13 protein-coding genes are annotated in these 14,605 nt (G+C 68.7%); 6 read left to right on the top strand and 7 right to left on the bottom strand.

Annotated features, from left to right (window positions below; all coding sequences use genetic code 11):
• Positions 1 to 21 precede the first annotated feature (21 nt).
• From ACJH6J_RS15585 to ACJH6J_RS15570, 4 genes are all read right to left on the bottom strand, one after another.
• Entirely contained in the window at positions 22 to 4,515 is a 4,494-nt protein-coding gene (locus ACJH6J_RS15585; RefSeq protein ID WP_406804182.1) for an ATP-dependent helicase, read from the bottom strand.
• Positions 4,516 to 4,606: 91 nt separating this feature from the next.
• Complete coding sequence (locus ACJH6J_RS15580) at positions 4,607 to 5,395, bottom strand: SDR family oxidoreductase (RefSeq protein WP_406804181.1); 789 nt, start codon at positions 5,393 to 5,395, stop codon at positions 4,607 to 4,609.
• 15 nt (positions 5,396 to 5,410) lie between these two features.
• Positions 5,411 to 6,961 carry an aldehyde dehydrogenase family protein gene (locus ACJH6J_RS15575; protein WP_406804180.1) on the bottom strand — a complete coding sequence of 517 codons (1,551 nt, stop codon included), beginning with the start codon at positions 6,959 to 6,961 and terminating at the stop codon, positions 5,411 to 5,413.
• Positions 6,958 to 8,157, bottom strand: a complete 1,200-nt coding sequence (locus ACJH6J_RS15570; RefSeq protein ID WP_406804179.1) for a 2-oxoadipate dioxygenase/decarboxylase family protein — start codon at positions 8,155 to 8,157, stop codon at positions 6,958 to 6,960. Before ACJH6J_RS15570 ends, ACJH6J_RS15575 begins: the two co-directional genes overlap by 4 nt.
• Before the next feature lie 27 nt (positions 8,158 to 8,184).
• Here ACJH6J_RS15570 and ACJH6J_RS15565 point away from each other — a divergent pair, with 27 nt between their 5' ends.
• Complete coding sequence (locus tag ACJH6J_RS15565; RefSeq protein WP_133426946.1) at positions 8,185 to 8,646, top strand: Lrp/AsnC family transcriptional regulator; 462 nt, start codon at positions 8,185 to 8,187, stop codon at positions 8,644 to 8,646.
• A gap of 49 nt (positions 8,647 to 8,695) precedes the next feature.
• Complete coding sequence (lat, locus tag ACJH6J_RS15560) at positions 8,696 to 10,027, top strand: L-lysine 6-transaminase (protein WP_406804178.1); 1,332 nt, start codon at positions 8,696 to 8,698, stop codon at positions 10,025 to 10,027.
• Here lat and ACJH6J_RS15555 read toward each other — a convergent pair.
• On the bottom strand, positions 10,013 to 10,558 hold the full coding sequence (locus tag ACJH6J_RS15555) for a restriction endonuclease (RefSeq protein ID WP_406804177.1): 546 nt from the start codon (positions 10,556 to 10,558) through the stop codon (positions 10,013 to 10,015). The two genes, lat and ACJH6J_RS15555, sit on opposite strands and share 15 nt — an antisense overlap.
• Before the next feature lie 73 nt (positions 10,559 to 10,631).
• On the opposite strand from ACJH6J_RS15555, the gene ACJH6J_RS15550 reads away from it, so the two are divergent.
• The 4 genes from ACJH6J_RS15550 to ACJH6J_RS15535 all read left to right on the top strand — a co-directional run bounded on the left by ACJH6J_RS15550 (position 10,632) and on the right by ACJH6J_RS15535 (position 12,271).
• Positions 10,632 to 11,063: a hypothetical protein gene (locus ACJH6J_RS15550; RefSeq protein WP_406804176.1), complete on the top strand. Its 432-nt coding sequence runs from the start codon at positions 10,632 to 10,634 to the stop codon at positions 11,061 to 11,063.
• A gap of 65 nt (positions 11,064 to 11,128) precedes the next feature.
• Positions 11,129 to 11,560, top strand: a complete 432-nt coding sequence (locus ACJH6J_RS15545) for an SRPBCC family protein (RefSeq protein ID WP_406804175.1) — start codon at positions 11,129 to 11,131, stop codon at positions 11,558 to 11,560.
• A gap of 11 nt (positions 11,561 to 11,571) precedes the next feature.
• The gene (locus tag ACJH6J_RS15540; protein WP_318986450.1) at positions 11,572 to 11,883 is read left to right on the top strand and encodes a metalloregulator ArsR/SmtB family transcription factor; all 312 of its coding nucleotides are present in this window, start codon (positions 11,572 to 11,574) and stop codon (positions 11,881 to 11,883) included.
• Between the two features lie 37 nt (positions 11,884 to 11,920).
• Positions 11,921 to 12,271 (top strand): hypothetical protein, encoded by a 351-nt coding sequence (locus tag ACJH6J_RS15535; protein ID WP_318986415.1) that lies wholly within the window; start codon positions 11,921 to 11,923, stop codon positions 12,269 to 12,271.
• Positions 12,272 to 12,343: 72 nt separating this feature from the next.
• Here the strand turns inward: ACJH6J_RS15535 and ACJH6J_RS15530 are convergent, their stop codons facing one another.
• Positions 12,344 to 12,661, bottom strand: coding sequence for a hypothetical protein (locus ACJH6J_RS15530; protein ID WP_406804174.1), 318 nt, complete (start codon positions 12,659 to 12,661; stop codon positions 12,344 to 12,346).
• 81 nt (positions 12,662 to 12,742) lie between these two features.
• Positions 12,743 to 14,542 carry an acetyl/propionyl/methylcrotonyl-CoA carboxylase subunit alpha gene (locus tag ACJH6J_RS15525; protein WP_138250095.1) on the bottom strand — a complete coding sequence of 600 codons (1,800 nt, stop codon included), beginning with the start codon at positions 14,540 to 14,542 and terminating at the stop codon, positions 12,743 to 12,745.
• Positions 14,543 to 14,605: the final 63 nt, after the last annotated feature.

Here is a 14,605-nt window from a genome sequence, read left to right as displayed (position 1 = left end):
GCCGAACCTCTCGTCGGAGGCCTAGCGCAGCCGCAGCCCCCGCGGCGTTCGGGAGAAACCGGCGTCGGCAAGCGCGGCGTGGACCTCGGCCTGCGCCGCGTCGGGGGTAGGGGCCAATACCGGCTCCCCGTCGACCTTCTCGATCAACAGCGACTGCAGCCGACCGGTGCTCACCAGCTCCGCCAGCGCACCGGCCGCCGCGCGTTGTTGTTCCGGGGTGGCGCCGAACGACAACAACGATTTTCCGCCGCGCTCCAGGAACCACACCAACTCGCCGTCGACCAACGCGACCAGCGCGCCCGCCTTGCGGCCCGGCCGGTGGCCGGCTGCCTCGGGCCAGGGGAGCGCGACGCCGTAGGGATTTCCCGGGTCAGTGGCGGCGAGCACGATGGCGGTGTAGTCGGGGCTGCTCTGGTCGACGTTGTCGAGATAGTTGCGCAGCCGGTCCACCGTCGAGGCCACCGCGAACTGTGCACCACCGAGGGATTCGATGAAATACCCGCGCTGGCAGCGTCCGGCCTCCTCGAAAGCGGTCAGCACTTTGTAGAGGGTGGCGAACCCGCCGGGCAGACCGTCGGCCGCGCCACGCGTGACGACGCCATAGCGGTTGAGGAGCAGCTCGGCCTGAAAGTGTGCCCGTGTCGTGGATTCCGGCTCAGCGGGTGGCAGGGCCGACCACCGGCCGGCAACAGTCGGATCGACGGTGCGGGCCTGCGGCCGGGCGACGCTGTACCGGCTGAGCCGGGGCGGACGCTGCTGCCGCTGCCGGTGCGATCCACCGGGTTTGCGTCCCGCGTTGCCGAGGAGCGCCCGTACCGGCGCGAAGGTATCGCCGGTGACCCAGCCGGCCCAGATCAGTTCCCACAGCGCCTGTTTCGCATCGGTGCTGTCCTCTGCGGCCAGCTGCCGGAAGAAGTAGCCGCCGCCGTTGCTCAGCGTGTCCAGCAGCTCGCGGTGCGCGTCGGTGAACTCGATCTCGGTGCCCGGCGCCAGTGACAGCGGCGCGGTGTCGGCTCGATGGAAGACGACCCAGCCGTCGTTGGCGCCGATCTGGCCGGCGCCCGACCAGGTGACCTCACCGGAGGCCAGCAGTTCGTCGAGCATCGCCGGCTGATAGTCCGACACCCGCTGGCCGAACACGAGCGGCTCGACCGCGGACGCCGGAATCGGCACGCCCGCAAGCTGTTCGATGACCGACGCCAGGCCGTCGATGCCGCGGGCATCACCGAACTGCTGCCAGGCCGGCAGAAACCGGGCGTACGCGGCCGTGCTCACGGGTTCGATCTGGGCCCGCAGCGCGGCCAGCGACCGGCGCCGCAGAATCTTCAGCACCGTGGCGTCACACCACTGCTGGTCGACGCCGTCCGGCAGATCGGTGAACTCACCGCGAATGAGCTTGCCGTCCAGCACCATCCGACTCAGGGCATCGGCGGTCACCCGGTGGCCGAGGCCGAACCGGGCGGCGGCCTGCGTCGTCGTGAACGGCCCGTTGGTCCTGGCGTAGCGGCCGAGCAGTTCACCCAGCGGGTCGGTCACGGTGGCGGTGAAACTGGCCGGCACGCCGACCGGCACCGCGACACCGAGGCCGTCGCGCAACAGGCCCATGTCTTCGACGGCGGCCCACCAGCTCTGGCCGGCGAACGTCACCGAGACGGCGCGTTTGGCAGCTTGCAAGGTGGCGCACCAGGCCTCGACATCGCTTGCGGTGCAACGCTGCCGGAGTTCCTCGGTGGTGAGCGGCCCGAGCAGCCGCAGGAGGTCGGCGATGCCTTCGGCGTCGCGCGCGGCCCGGTCTTCGGTCAGATGTTGCAGTTGCCGGATGGTGGCGGTGACCACGTCCGGGTCGAGCAGTTCCCGCAGCTCGACGCGGCCCAGAAGCTCGGCCAACAGGGTGGCGTCCAACGACAGTGCGGCAGCCCGGCGTTCGGCGAGGGGGCTGTCGCCCTCGTACATGAACGCGCCGACGTAACCGAACAGCAGCGATGCGGCGAACGGCGACGGCGTGGCGGTCTGCACGTCGAGCACCCGGATGCGGCGTTGTGCGACGCGGCGCATCAACTCGATGAGCATCGGCACGTCGTAGACGTCCTGCAGGCATTCCCGCACCGTCTCCAGCACGATCGGGAAATCCGGGTACTTGCGGGCGATGTCGAGCAGCTGCGCGGCGCGCTGCCGCTGATGCCACAGCGGCGACCGCTTGCCGGGATGGCGCCGCGGGAGCAGCAGCGCCCGTGCCGCGCATTCGCGGAAACGCGACGCGAACAGTGCCGACCCGCCGACCTCAGCGGTGACGATGGGCTCGATCTCGTCGGCCTCGAAGACGAAAATGTCTGCGCCGGGCGGGTTTTCCCCGGTATCGGGCAGCCGCAGCACGATGCCGTCGTCGGATGCGGTGGGCTTCTCGTCGATGCCGTACCGCTCCATGATGCGTCGGCCGACCGCCAGCGCCAGCGGCCCGTGCACCCGCAGCCCGTAGGGGGAGTGCAGAACGATCCGCCAGTCGCCGAGCTCGTCGCGGAACCGTTCCACCACGAACGTGGTGTCGGTGGGCACCGTACCGGTGGCCTGCCGCTGTTCGTCGAGCAGCTGCCACAGGTTGTCGGTGGCGTAGCCGTTGAAACCCATTGTGCTGCAGTAGTCGTCGAACTCGGTGCGCGGCAGTCCGGCGAGCTTCCCGGTGAAGGCGCCGATCGCCGCACCCAGCTCGGCGGGGCGGCCGACGGCGTCGCCGCGCCAGAACGGCAACCGCGCGGGCTGGCCGGGCGCGGGCAGCACCAGCACCCGGTCGTGGGTGATCTCGGTGATCCGCCAGCTGGTGGCGCCCAGGGAGATGACGTCGCCGGGCCGTGACTCGTAGACCATCTCCTCATCGAGTTCACCTACCCGCGAGTGCTTTTCGTCACCCGTGGCCAGGTAGACGGTGAACATGCCGCGGTCCGGGATCGCCCCGCCGGACGTGACCGCCAGCCGTTGCGCGCCCGGCCGGGCGGTCAGGGTGCCGGTGTCGCGGTCGTAGACCAGACGCGGCCGCAGCTCGGCGAATTCGGTGGACGGGTACTTGCCGGCCAGTAGGTCGAGCGTCGCTTCGAAGGCGGTGCGCGGCAGGGCGGCGAACGGTGCACTGCGGCGGACGGCCTCGAACCAGCGGTCGGCGTCGAGGGGCTCGAGAGCCGCCGCCGCGACGGTGTGCTGGGCCAGCACGTCGAGGGGATTGGTGGGCACCTGCAGGGTCTCGATCTCGCCCGCGCGCATCCGCTGCACGGTGACGGCGCAGTCGATCAGGTCGGTGCGGTGCTTGGGCAGCAGCACACCCTCGGAGGTTTCACCGACCTGGTGGCCGGCGCGGCCGATGCGCTGCAGACCACTGGCCACCGAAGGCGGCGCCTCGACCTGGATGACCAGGTCGACGGCGCCCATGTCGATACCGAGTTCCAGGCTGGACGTGGCGACGACGGCTTTGAGCCGGCCGCTCTTGAGATCCTCTTCGACCTGCGCCCGGGCCTCCTTGCTGACCGAGCCGTGGTGAGCCTTGGCCAGCAGGCTCGGCGCGCCGAAGGTCTGCCCGCTGCCCATGAGGTTGGCGGGCGCGCCGCCACCGACCTGCGGGTTGCGTTCATTGGGCAGTTCGATGCCCGAGCGGGCCGCGTGAATCTCGTTGAGCCGCGCGGTGAGCCGTTCGGCCAGGCGCCGGGAGTTGGCAAACACCAGCGACGAATTGTGCGACTCGATCAGGTCGACGATGCGTTCCTCGACATCGGGCCAGATGGTGCCGCCGTCGAGGTTGGCCATGTCCGGTACCGGTACTTCGACGCTCAGGTCGAAGGTCTTGGCGGCCGGCGGTTTGACGATGCTGGTGGGGGCCGCTCCCGACAGGAACCGGGCGACCTCCTCGGGTGGCTTGACGGTCGCGGACAGGCCGATCCGCTGGGCCGGCTTGTCGAGCAGCTCGTCGAGACGTTCCAGCGACAGGGCCAGGTGTGCGCCGCGCTTGGTGGCGGCGACGGCGTGTACCTCGTCGACGATGACGGTTCGCACCGTCGCCAGCGTCTCGCGGGCCGCCGACGTCAGCATGAGGAACAGCGACTCGGGTGTGGTGATCAGGATGTCCGGCGGTGTCGCGATCAGCTGGCGCCGCTGCGCCGGCGACGTGTCACCCGACCGCACGCCGACGGTGATCTCGGGCGCGGGTGCGCCCACGCGCTCGGCGACCCGCGTGATGCCGGTGAGCGGCGTGGACAGGTTGCGCTCGACGTCGACCGCGAGGGCCTTCAGCGGCGAGACGTAGAGGACTTTTGTGCCCTTGGCGCCGTTGGTGTTGGTGGGCTCCTGCGCCAGCTGGTCGATGGCCCAGAGGAACGCCGCCAGGGTCTTGCCGGACCCGGTCGGGGCGATGACCAGCGTGTTGTGGCCGTCGGCGATGGCCTGCCAGGCCTGCTCCTGGGCCGGGGTGGGCGTGCTGAAGGCAGCCGCGAACCACTCCCGGGTCAGGTCACTGAACCTGTCGAGTGGATTCACGTGTCCATACTGCCCGGCGGGTCTGACATGCCTGAGGGATTTGTGCACGAAAATCCGCGGTCAGCGCGGAAAATTGTGCACAAATCGCAGGTCAGAGGGTCCGCTGGTAGCGCCGCATGCCGGCGATCCAGCGGTCGTAGTCGGCGCCCTTGTGGCGGTACATCTCCAGCACCTCGGGGTGCGGGAGGACCAGGAACGTGCCGTCCTCGATGGCCTTGACCACCAGGGCGGCGACGTGATCGGGCCCGACGACGTTACCCGCGTGGGTCACGGCATTGCCGGCCACCCGGATCGCGGAATCGGGGGAGTCCGTCATGCCGCGCAGCAGTGGCGTGTCGACACCCATCGGGCAGACGCAGCTGACGCCGATGCCCTGGTCGCCGTACGTGATGGTCAGCCACTCCGCGAACCCGACGGCGGCGTGCTTGGTGACGCTGTACCCGGCCGCACCGAGCTGGGTGAGCAGGCCGGCGGCGGAGGCGACAGCGACGAAATGCCCGCCGCCGCGCTCGACCCATTCCGGCACAACGGCTTTCGCGGCCCGGATGTGCGCACGCAGGTTGATGTCGATGATGCGGTCCCAGGCAGCTTCGTCGTCGCCCAGTCCTGGTTCGCCGGTGATGCCGGCGTTGGCGACGTAGATGTCGACGGGCCCGTACGCATCGCGTGCGGCGTCGAGCAGTGTCGCGATGCCGTCGACCGACGACGCGTCCGCGCTGACGCCGACACCGCCGTAGCCCGCGGCCGTCTCGGCGGCGGCCTCGGCATTGATGTCGCCGGCCACGACCGATGCGCCCGCGGCCGCCAGCGCCGTCGCGATGGACCTGCCGATGCCCGAGCCCGCTCCGGTGACGACAGCCACCGCACCTTCGATCTTCACGGGCTCATGTCTACCTCAGCCGAACTGCACGCCTTGAGCCAGCGGCAGTTCCGAGGAGTAGTTGACGGTGTTGGTGGCCCGGCGCATGTAGGCCTTCCAGGAATCGGAACCGGATTCGCGGCCGCCGCCGGTCTGCTTCTCGCCACCGAACGCGCCGCCGATCTCCGCGCCGGAGGTGCCGATGTTGACGTTGGCGATGCCGCAGTCCGACCCGTCGGCGGCCATGAAGCGTTCGGCCTCCCGGATGTCGGTGGTGAAGATGGCCGACGAAAGGCCTTGGGGAACAGCATTGTTGAGAGCGATGGCCTCGTCGAGGGTGTCGTACGTCAGCACGTACAGGATCGGCGCGAACGTCTCCTGGTGCACGATGGCCGTCTGCCCGGGCATCCGGACCACCGCCGGCGTGACGTAGTAGGAGCTGGGGTGCAGCTGGACGCGTTCGCCACCGGTCACCTCGCCGCCTTCGGCCTGCGCCTGTTCCAGCGCGCCCACCATGTCGCGGTACGACCGCTCGTGGATCAGTGGTCCGATCAGGGTTCCCTCGGCGGACGGGTCACCGACGGGCAGGCTCTGATACGCGGTGACGATGCGCTGCACCAGCGTGTCCACCACGCTGTGGTGCGCGATGACGCGGCGCAGCGTGGTGCACCGCTGGCCTGCGGTCCCGGCAGCGGCGAACACGATGCCCCGCACCGCGAGATCGAGATCGGCCGACGGCGTGACGATGGTCGCGTTGTTGCCGCCGAGTTCCAGCAGCACCTTGCCGAACCGCTGGGCCACCCGCGGGCCGATCTCCTGACCCCTTCGCACTGATCCCGTCGCGCTCAGCAGCGCGACGCGGGGGTCGTCCACCACCTGTTCGCCGATGTCGCGGCCGCCCAGCACCAACCGGCCGACATGCGCTGGTGCTCCGACGTCGGCCGCGGCGCGCTCGAGCAGCGCCTGGCAGGCGACGGCGGTCAGCGGGGTGAGCTCGGAGGGCTTCCACACCACGGTGTCGCCGCACACCAGCGCGATGGCGGCGTTCCAGGCCCACACGGCGACGGGGAAATTGAACGCGGTGATGACGCCGACGACCCCCAGCGGATGCCAGTTCTCCATGAGCCGGTGGCCGGGCCGCTCCGAGGCGATGGTGCGCCCGTACAGCTGGCGCGAGAGACCCACCGCGAACTGGCAGACGTCGATCATCTCCTGCACTTCGCCGAGGGCCTCGGAGGTGATCTTGCCGGCCTCGATGGTCACCAGCGTGCCCAGATCGGCCTTGTGCTCGACGAGCAGCTCACCCAGCCGGGCCACGAGCGCGCCGCGTCCCGGCGCCGGGGTGGTGCGCCACGTGGAAAAGGCCTGCGCCGCTTCGGCGATCGCCGCATCCGTATCGGCGGAGGTGCTCTCCGGAATGGTGAAGAGCACTTCGCCGGTGATGGGCGTGCTGGCGTGCAAGCCGTGGTCGCCGGGCTCACCCAGCGTGACGTGGGCACCGACGGCCTGCAGCGCGGTACGCACGCGGTCGCGCAGTTGATCGGCAGTCGGGAGGAGATTCTGCACTTGCGGTTGAAGGGGAGTCATGATGCCGCTTTCTCGTAGAGGTCGTACGGGTCATGGATGTGATGGCCGATGGCACCGGCCATCCAGTCGAGGCTGTAGTCGGAGTGGTCGTCGGCGGCTGCCGGCTGCGCATCCCGGTCCAGGTTCGACCGGAAGATGCCGGCCGCGGAGGCCGGCAGGAAGTCCTCGTAGACAACGGGTTTCGTGGGGTCGCCGCCGCGGTAGTAGGCCAGGCCCTGTGTCGCCATCTCGGCGTCGGTGGCGGGAAAGTACCGGTCCCAGTTTTCCTGGTCGGCCATCGCGGCGTCGTAGCGCTCCCGGCCGGCGCGGGTCAGCGCCACTCCGCGGGCCTCGACCTCACCGAAGCGCACCCGCAGACTCCCGTCGAACACCGTGCCGTCGGGGTTGCGGAACGTGCGTGGCTCGGCCAGGGCCCGAAACGAGGTCTGCCGCAACAGGACCTGCGGTCCATCTGTGCGGGGCGGACCTTGGATCGCGTCGATCATGGTGATGCCGCGGGCCGTCATCCGCCGGTACAGCTCGTCGATGTCGAGGACGCGTGGGGTCAGATGGTTGATGTGGGTCGTGGCCACGCCGGCGATGTCCGCGGCGACGGCCGAGATCTCACTGAGCTCGTCGTACCAGGCCTTGTCGATCGGCGTGCGGGACAACGCGAAAGCGGCAGTACAGCGGCGGACGAAATCGTCGGCATCATGGTCCGGGCAGCCGTCGGCGGCGATCCGGCGGGCCTGGGCGATCAGCGCTGGGTCGAACAGCCGGCGTTGCCCGAGGAACCGCTGCACCCGGGCGCGCAGATCGGGGGAGAAGAAGCGGGCATCCTCGGTGGCCAGCATCGAGGTGAACACCCGAAACGGGTTGCGGTCCAGCTCTTCTGCGTCGATGGGACGGAACGCGGTGGAGACCACGGGCACCGGTGAGGCGGCCTCGCGCAGGTCGTAGAAGCCGACGGGGTACATGCCGAAGGCTGCGAAAAGGGCTGCGACGTCAGCGAGTTCGGCGGGGCTGCCGACTCTTATCGCGCCGTGGCGTTCGGCGGTCACGCGGTCGAGGGAACCGAGCCGGCCGTCGGTGGCGCAGTCCCGGTTCACGGCCGTGCTGACCTCGACCAGCGTGGTGTACGCCGGAACCTCGGTGCCGTACATGCGCGACAGTGCGGCGGCGAACGCGGCGCGCAGCTCCCAGGTCTGGACCGTCATGGCACGACCTGCGGGTAGTCTCCGGCCATGGCCGAAGCCGAGCAGCTAGACGATGTCGACCGAATCCTGGTGCGGGAGCTGATGGCCGACGGCCGCGCGACGCTGGCACACCTCGCGACGGCGGCGGGACTGTCGGTGTCGGCGGTGCAGTCGCGCGTGCGCAGGCTCGAATCCCGCGGAGTGATCACCGGATACACAGCGCGGATCAACCCCGAGGCCGTCGGCCACATGCTGTCGGCGTTCGTTGCGATCACCCCACTCGATCCTTCCCAACCTGATGATGCCCCGGCGCGGCTGCAACCCTTCCCCGAAATCGAGTCCTGCCATTCGGTGGCCGGCGAGGAGAGTTACGTCCTGCTGGTGCGGGTCGCCTCGGCGCGGGCGCTGGAGGGCCTGCTGCAGCGGATCCGCACGGTCGCCAACGTTCGCACGCGAAGCACCATCATCTTACAGACTTTTTACGATGATCAGGTGTCACTACCGGAATAGTTCCTGTCAGAAGGCGGGCAAGCTGTAAATATTGCGTTAGGATGGCGCCATGACCGCTGTTCTGACTTCTGGTGACGGGCTGTCGGCGGGCAGCGCCCGCGACGTGCGCGACGTGCTGGGGCGCAGCATCCTGACCGACGGCCTGGATCTCGTGCTCGATCTGGACCGGTCGGGTGGCTCGTATCTCGTCGACGCCCGTGACGGCACCCGGTACCTCGACATGTTCACGTTCTTCGCGTCGTCGGCGCTGGGGATGAACCATCCGGCGCTCACCGATGCGGCCTTCCGCGCCGAACTGGCGCAGGCGGCGGTGAACAAGCCGAGCAACTCCGACGTGTACAGCGTGCCGATGGCGCGCTTCGTGCAGACGTTCGCGCGGGTGCTCGGCGACCCGGCGCTGCCGCACCTGTTCTTCGTCGACGGTGGGGCGCTGGCCGTGGAGAACGCGCTGAAGGTGGCGTTCGATTGGAAGAGCCGCCTCAACGAGTCGCGCGGCATCGACCCGGCGCTGGGCACCCGGGTCCTGCATCTGCGCGGCGCGTTCCATGGCCGCAGTGGCTACACCATGTCGCTGACCAACACCGACCCCAACAAGGTCGCCCGGTTCCCGAAGTTCGACTGGCCGCGTATCGATGCCCCGGTGGTGACGCCGGACGTGGATATCGTTGCGCTGGAACGTGAATCGCTGCGCCAGGCCAGGGCGGCCTTCGAGGCGTACCCGCACGACATCGCCTGCTTCATCGCCGAACCGATCCAGGGTGAGGGTGGCGACCGGCACATGCGTTCCGAGTTCTTCGCCGCGATGCGGGAGTTGTGCCTCGAGTACGACGCGCTGCTGATCTTCGACGAGGTGCAGACGGGCGTCGGGATGACCGGAACCCCTTGGGCCTACCAGCAATTGGGCGTCACACCCGACGTCGTGGCGTTCGGGAAGAAGGCCCAGGTGTGTGGTGTGATGGCCGGTGGTCGCGTCGATGACGTCCCCGACAACGTCTTCCGCGTCAGTTCACGGATCAACTCCACCTGGGGCGGCAACCTGACCGACATGGTGCGGGCCCGCCGCATCCTCGAGGTCATCGAGGCCGATGGGCTGATCGACAACGCCGTGCGCATGGGCTGGTACCTAGTGGGGCAATTGCGCTGCCTGGCAAGCGAATTCCCGGCGCTGGTACTCAATCCGCGCGGGCGTGGGCTGATGTGTGCGTTCAGCATGCCGTCGGCCGCGCAGCGCGACGAGGTGATCAGGCGGCTGTGGCAGCACCACGTGATCCTGCTGGCCAGCGGCACCGACTCCGTGCGGTTCCGACCGGCGCTGACGGTGTCGCGGACCGAGATCGATGAAGCGGTTCAGGCGGTTCGGGACGTGCTAGCGGCGCTCTAGGACCTGCTGCCGGATCAGTCCGCGCAGCCGGGTCAGCTCGCTGCCGCTGACGAGGGTGCAGTCGTGCAACTCGGCCAATTTCCGTGCGGCCGGAGTGAAGTCGTTGTTGGTGACCACCATGGTGTGCGCGCAGTCCTGCATGGGTGCACCGGCGACGACCTCCTGGACGGCGCCGGGGCCGACGGGCCGGGACAGCCGCTTGCATTGGATGGCAAGGCGATTGGGCCGCGTCCCGACGATCAGGTCGACGCCCCAGTCTCCCGACAGCTCCGTCATGATGACGGGGACGCCGCAGGACCGGGCGATCCGGGCGACGTAGTCCTCGAATTCGGTGCCGGACATGTCGTGCACGGGATCTTCGTGGCGGCTCGGGGTGCGCATTCCGGTGATGACGTGCGGAACGGCGGCGAGGAGCAGCGGCACGCCGACGGCCACGCCCAGCGCCGGTTCCCAGGCCCAGCCGTGCAGATACGCCGCGCCGCCCGAGAACAGCCCGGCCGCGCCCAAGAGTTTCATCCGCACGCCAGGCATCGTAGGGCCAACCCCTGACAGGTCTTTACAGAACGGCACCTGTTTACTACCGTGCGTAGTAGAGGTGATCCGAATGACTGGTGACTCCAGGAATTGGCAACGTAACTTCGATTGGGCCGCAGTCTTTTTGGCCGTCGCGCTGCTGCTGCACGGCGCTGATCACATGCGGCGGGGCATGAACGTCGTCCCACCGGCGGTGATGGTGGGTGGCACGCTGCAGCTGATTCTCGCGGCGATCACGATCACGTTGGTGTTCAAGCGGAACCGGTGGGCACCGCTCGCGGCGGTCGGTATCGGCTACGCCGGCGCGGTGGGATTCACTGCGGCACATCTGCTTCCGAAGTGGGGATTCTTCAGCGACAGCTTCATCAATGCGCCGCCGTGGGCGCGCGTGACGGCGTTCTCGTGGGTCACCGCGATTCTGGAGATCGCGGCCAACCTGGTGTTCGGCACCATTGGCCTGATGCTGTTGCGAGAACGGCGCGCGACCGCAAGTGCAATCTGAGGGTTGCAGTCGGGGCTGACGTGTGCAACTCTGGAGTTGCACATTACGTCGCTCGAAGGGGAATCATGGACACGCTGGACATCACCCGCACCATCGACATCAACGCGCCGATCCAGCGGGTCTGGGATGCTCTGACGAAAGCCGAGCTCATCGCGCAATGGTTCGGTGACGCAGCCGAACTCGAGCCGATCCCCGGCGGTACCGGGTTCTTCGGCTGGAACGCCCACGGCAAATTCCGGGTCGTCGTCGAGAGCGCGGAGGCGCCGCACACGCTGGTCTACCGCTGGGCGCACCGTGAAGCCGACGCCGACCCGACCCCGGAAAACTCCACGGTCGTCCGCTTCGACCTCACCGAGATCGACGGCGGCACCCGGCTCGATCTGCGCGAGACGGGTTTCGAGAACCTGGCCGATCCGCAGACCGCGTACTCCGAGAACAGCGGCGGCTGGACCGCCGAACTCGACGACCTGGTGGCGTACCTGCAGGCGGCGGTGTGACCGACACCCACATGCCGGCGGTGCTGGCGGTGCTCGCCGACGAGACCCGGTGGCGCATCCTGACCGAGCTGGGCGCCGACGACCTGTCGGCGAGCGCGCTGGCCGGCCGGTTGCCCGTGAGTCGGCAGGCCATCGCCAAGCACCTGTCGGTGCTGGCCGATGCGGGGCTGGTCGAGCCCGTCAAAGTGGGGCGGGAGATTCGCTACCGGGCGCTGGGCGCCAAGCTCAGCGCCCTGGGTAGTGAGCTGGAAACCCTTGGCAGGCAATGGGATCGGCGTCTCGCCGCGATCAAGCGGATCGCCGAGGGCCCACTGGCGCCCTGAGGCCACCAGGCGCATACTGGGGTTGGCGGTGATAGTGATGCTCAGCCCGACAACCGATCGCTTCCGCGACGACGATCCCAGCGTGCATCAGGCCGCGCGATTCGGTCTGGTGATGGGGAGCGTCGGCGTCGGATTCATGGTGCTGGCGGCTGTCTGGGTCCGGCACTGCCACGGTTACGACACCGCCGCGTGCAGCATGCCGTACCGCACCGTCCTGGCGCTGGCGGGCCCGCTGTTCCTGTTCGGCAGCGGGGTGTGGGCTTTCGTGCGCACCTACCGGGCGTGGCGCGGCGACAAGGTCTGGTGGGCCTGGCAGGGCGCCGGGTGGTTCCTGTTGCTGCTGATGGCCATCGTGTTGACGATGAGCCTGCCGGTGCTGCTGTTCTGACCGAGACCGCCGAACGTGAAGAAGATGGCGAAAAATCCGTGAAAATTCGCCATCAAGTTCACGTTCGGCGCGTCAACCGAGCATCGCGGCCGCGAAGCGGCGCACTGACTCGACGCCCGTCGCGGCGGCCTCGTCGAATCCGGCCCGCGTGCGCACAGAAATCTCGCGCGTGGCCGGATCCAAGGTGATCTCGGCCAGCAGTTCGCCGGTCGTCGGCTCGCAGACCGCCCACGAATAGAGGGTGTCGGATTCCCATTGTGCCGCAAGGGTTTCCACGTGGTCGGGGGAGTGCTCACCCAAATCCGCCAGGGACGGCCGGTCATCCATCCGGTCGTCGGCGCGCAGCGCGCGCAGATACCAGGCGCCGGCATTGATCTCGATGGGTTCCACGGCACTCCTCCTCAAATGCAACTCAGGGCTGCGATCCGTGACGGATCGCAGCCCTGAGTCAGAAAACCAGCGGACTGGAAACTAGTCCTTCAGTTCGGCGATGACGGTGCCCTGCGTGATGGCGGCGCCGGCCTCGACCGACAGGCCGGTCACGGTGCCGTCCTTGTGCGCGGTCACCGGGTTCTCCATCTTCATGGCCTCGAGCACGACGATCAGATCGCCCGCGGAGACCTGCTGGCCCTCCTCGACGGCGACCTTCACGACGGTGCCCTGCATCGGCGCGGTGACCGAGTCGCCCGAGGCGGCCTTGCCGCCGGCGGCGCCACGCTTACGCGGCTTCGGCTTCTTCTTGATGACACCCGTGGCTGCGCCACCACCGCCACCACCGATGGCCAGATCGCCGGGCAGCGACACCTCGACGCGACGGCCACCGACCTCGACGACGACCTTCTGACGCGGGGCGGCGTCTTCGTCGTCCAGGGCCTCGCCACCGGTGAACGGCTCGACCGTGTTGTTCCACTCGGTCTCGATCCAGCGGGTGTGCACGTCGAACTTGTCGCCGTCACCGATGAAGGCCGGGTCGGAGACCACGGCGCGGTGGAACGGGATGACCGTGGCCAGACCCTCGACGTTGAACTCGGCCAGCGCACGACGCGAGCGGGCCAGGGCCTCGTCGCGGGTGGCGCCGGTGACGATCAGCTTGGCCAGCATCGAGTCGAACTGACCGCCGATGACCGAACCGGTCTCGACACCCGAGTCCATCCGGACACCGGGGCCGGTCGGCGCCTCGAACTTGGAGACGGGGCCGGGGGCGGGCAGGAAGCCGCGACCGGCGTCCTCGCCGTTGATCCGGAACTCGAACGAGTGGCCACGCGGGGTGGGGTCCTCGGTGATGTCCAGGGCGTCGCCGTTGGCGATCTTGAACTGCTGCAGCACCAGGTCGATGCCCGAGGTCTCCTCGGTGACCGGGTGTTCCACCTGCAGACGGGTGTTGACCTCGAGGAAGCTGATCAGGCCATCCTGGCCGACCAGGTACTCGACGGTGCCCGCACCGTAGTAGCCGGCTTCCTTGCAGATCCGCTTGGCCGACTCGTGGATCTCCTTGCGCTGCGCGTCGGACAGGAACGGCGCGGGGGCCTCCTCGACGAGCTTCTGGAAGCGGCGCTGCAGGGAGCAGTCGCGGGTACCGGCGACGACGACGTTGCCGTGCGTGTCGGCGATGACCTGAGCCTCGACGTGGCGCGGCTTGTCCAGGTAGCGCTCGACGAAGCACTCGCCACGGCCGAAGGCGGCGACGGCCTCACGGGTGGCCGAGTCGAACAGCTCGGGGATCTCCTCGAGGGTGCGGGCGACCTTCATGCCGCGGCCGCCACCACCGAAGGCGGCCTTGATGGCGATCGGCAGGCCGTGCTCCTTGGCGAACGCCAGGATCTCGTCGGCATCCTTGACCGGGTCCGGGGTACCCGGCACCAGCGGCGCGTTGGCCTTGGCGGCGATGTGGCGCGCGGTGACCTTGTCGCCCAGATCGCGGATGGACTGCGGGCTCGGCCCGATCCAGATCAGCCCGGCGTCGAGGACGGCCTGCGCGAAGTCGGCGTTCTCGGACAGGAAGCCGTAGCCCGGATGGATGGCGTTGGCGCCCGACTTGGCGGCGGCGTCCAGGATCTTGTCGAAGACGAGGTAGGACTCGGCCGAGGTCTGGCCGCCCAGGGCGAAGGCCTCGTCGGCAAGCCGCACGTGCGGCGCATCGGCGTCCGGCTCGGCGTAAACGGCGACGCTGGCCAGTCCGGCGTCCTTGGCAGCCCGGATGACCCGGACGGCAATCTCTCCACGGTTGGCGACTAGCACCTTGGAGATCTTGGAACTGGCGTGGTTGGCCACAGTGCCTCCTGACGGCGGTTCTCTAAGAAATGTCTTTAAGAATGTATCGCGTGCAGTGTAAGG

The organism is Mycobacterium sp. SMC-18 (assembly GCF_045310895.1).
In the GTDB taxonomy this organism is placed as follows: Bacteria; Actinomycetota; Actinomycetes; order Mycobacteriales; family Mycobacteriaceae; genus Mycobacterium.
The sequence above is the reverse complement of the archived record's forward strand: the minus strand, read 5'-3'. Positions and strand labels throughout refer to the sequence as shown.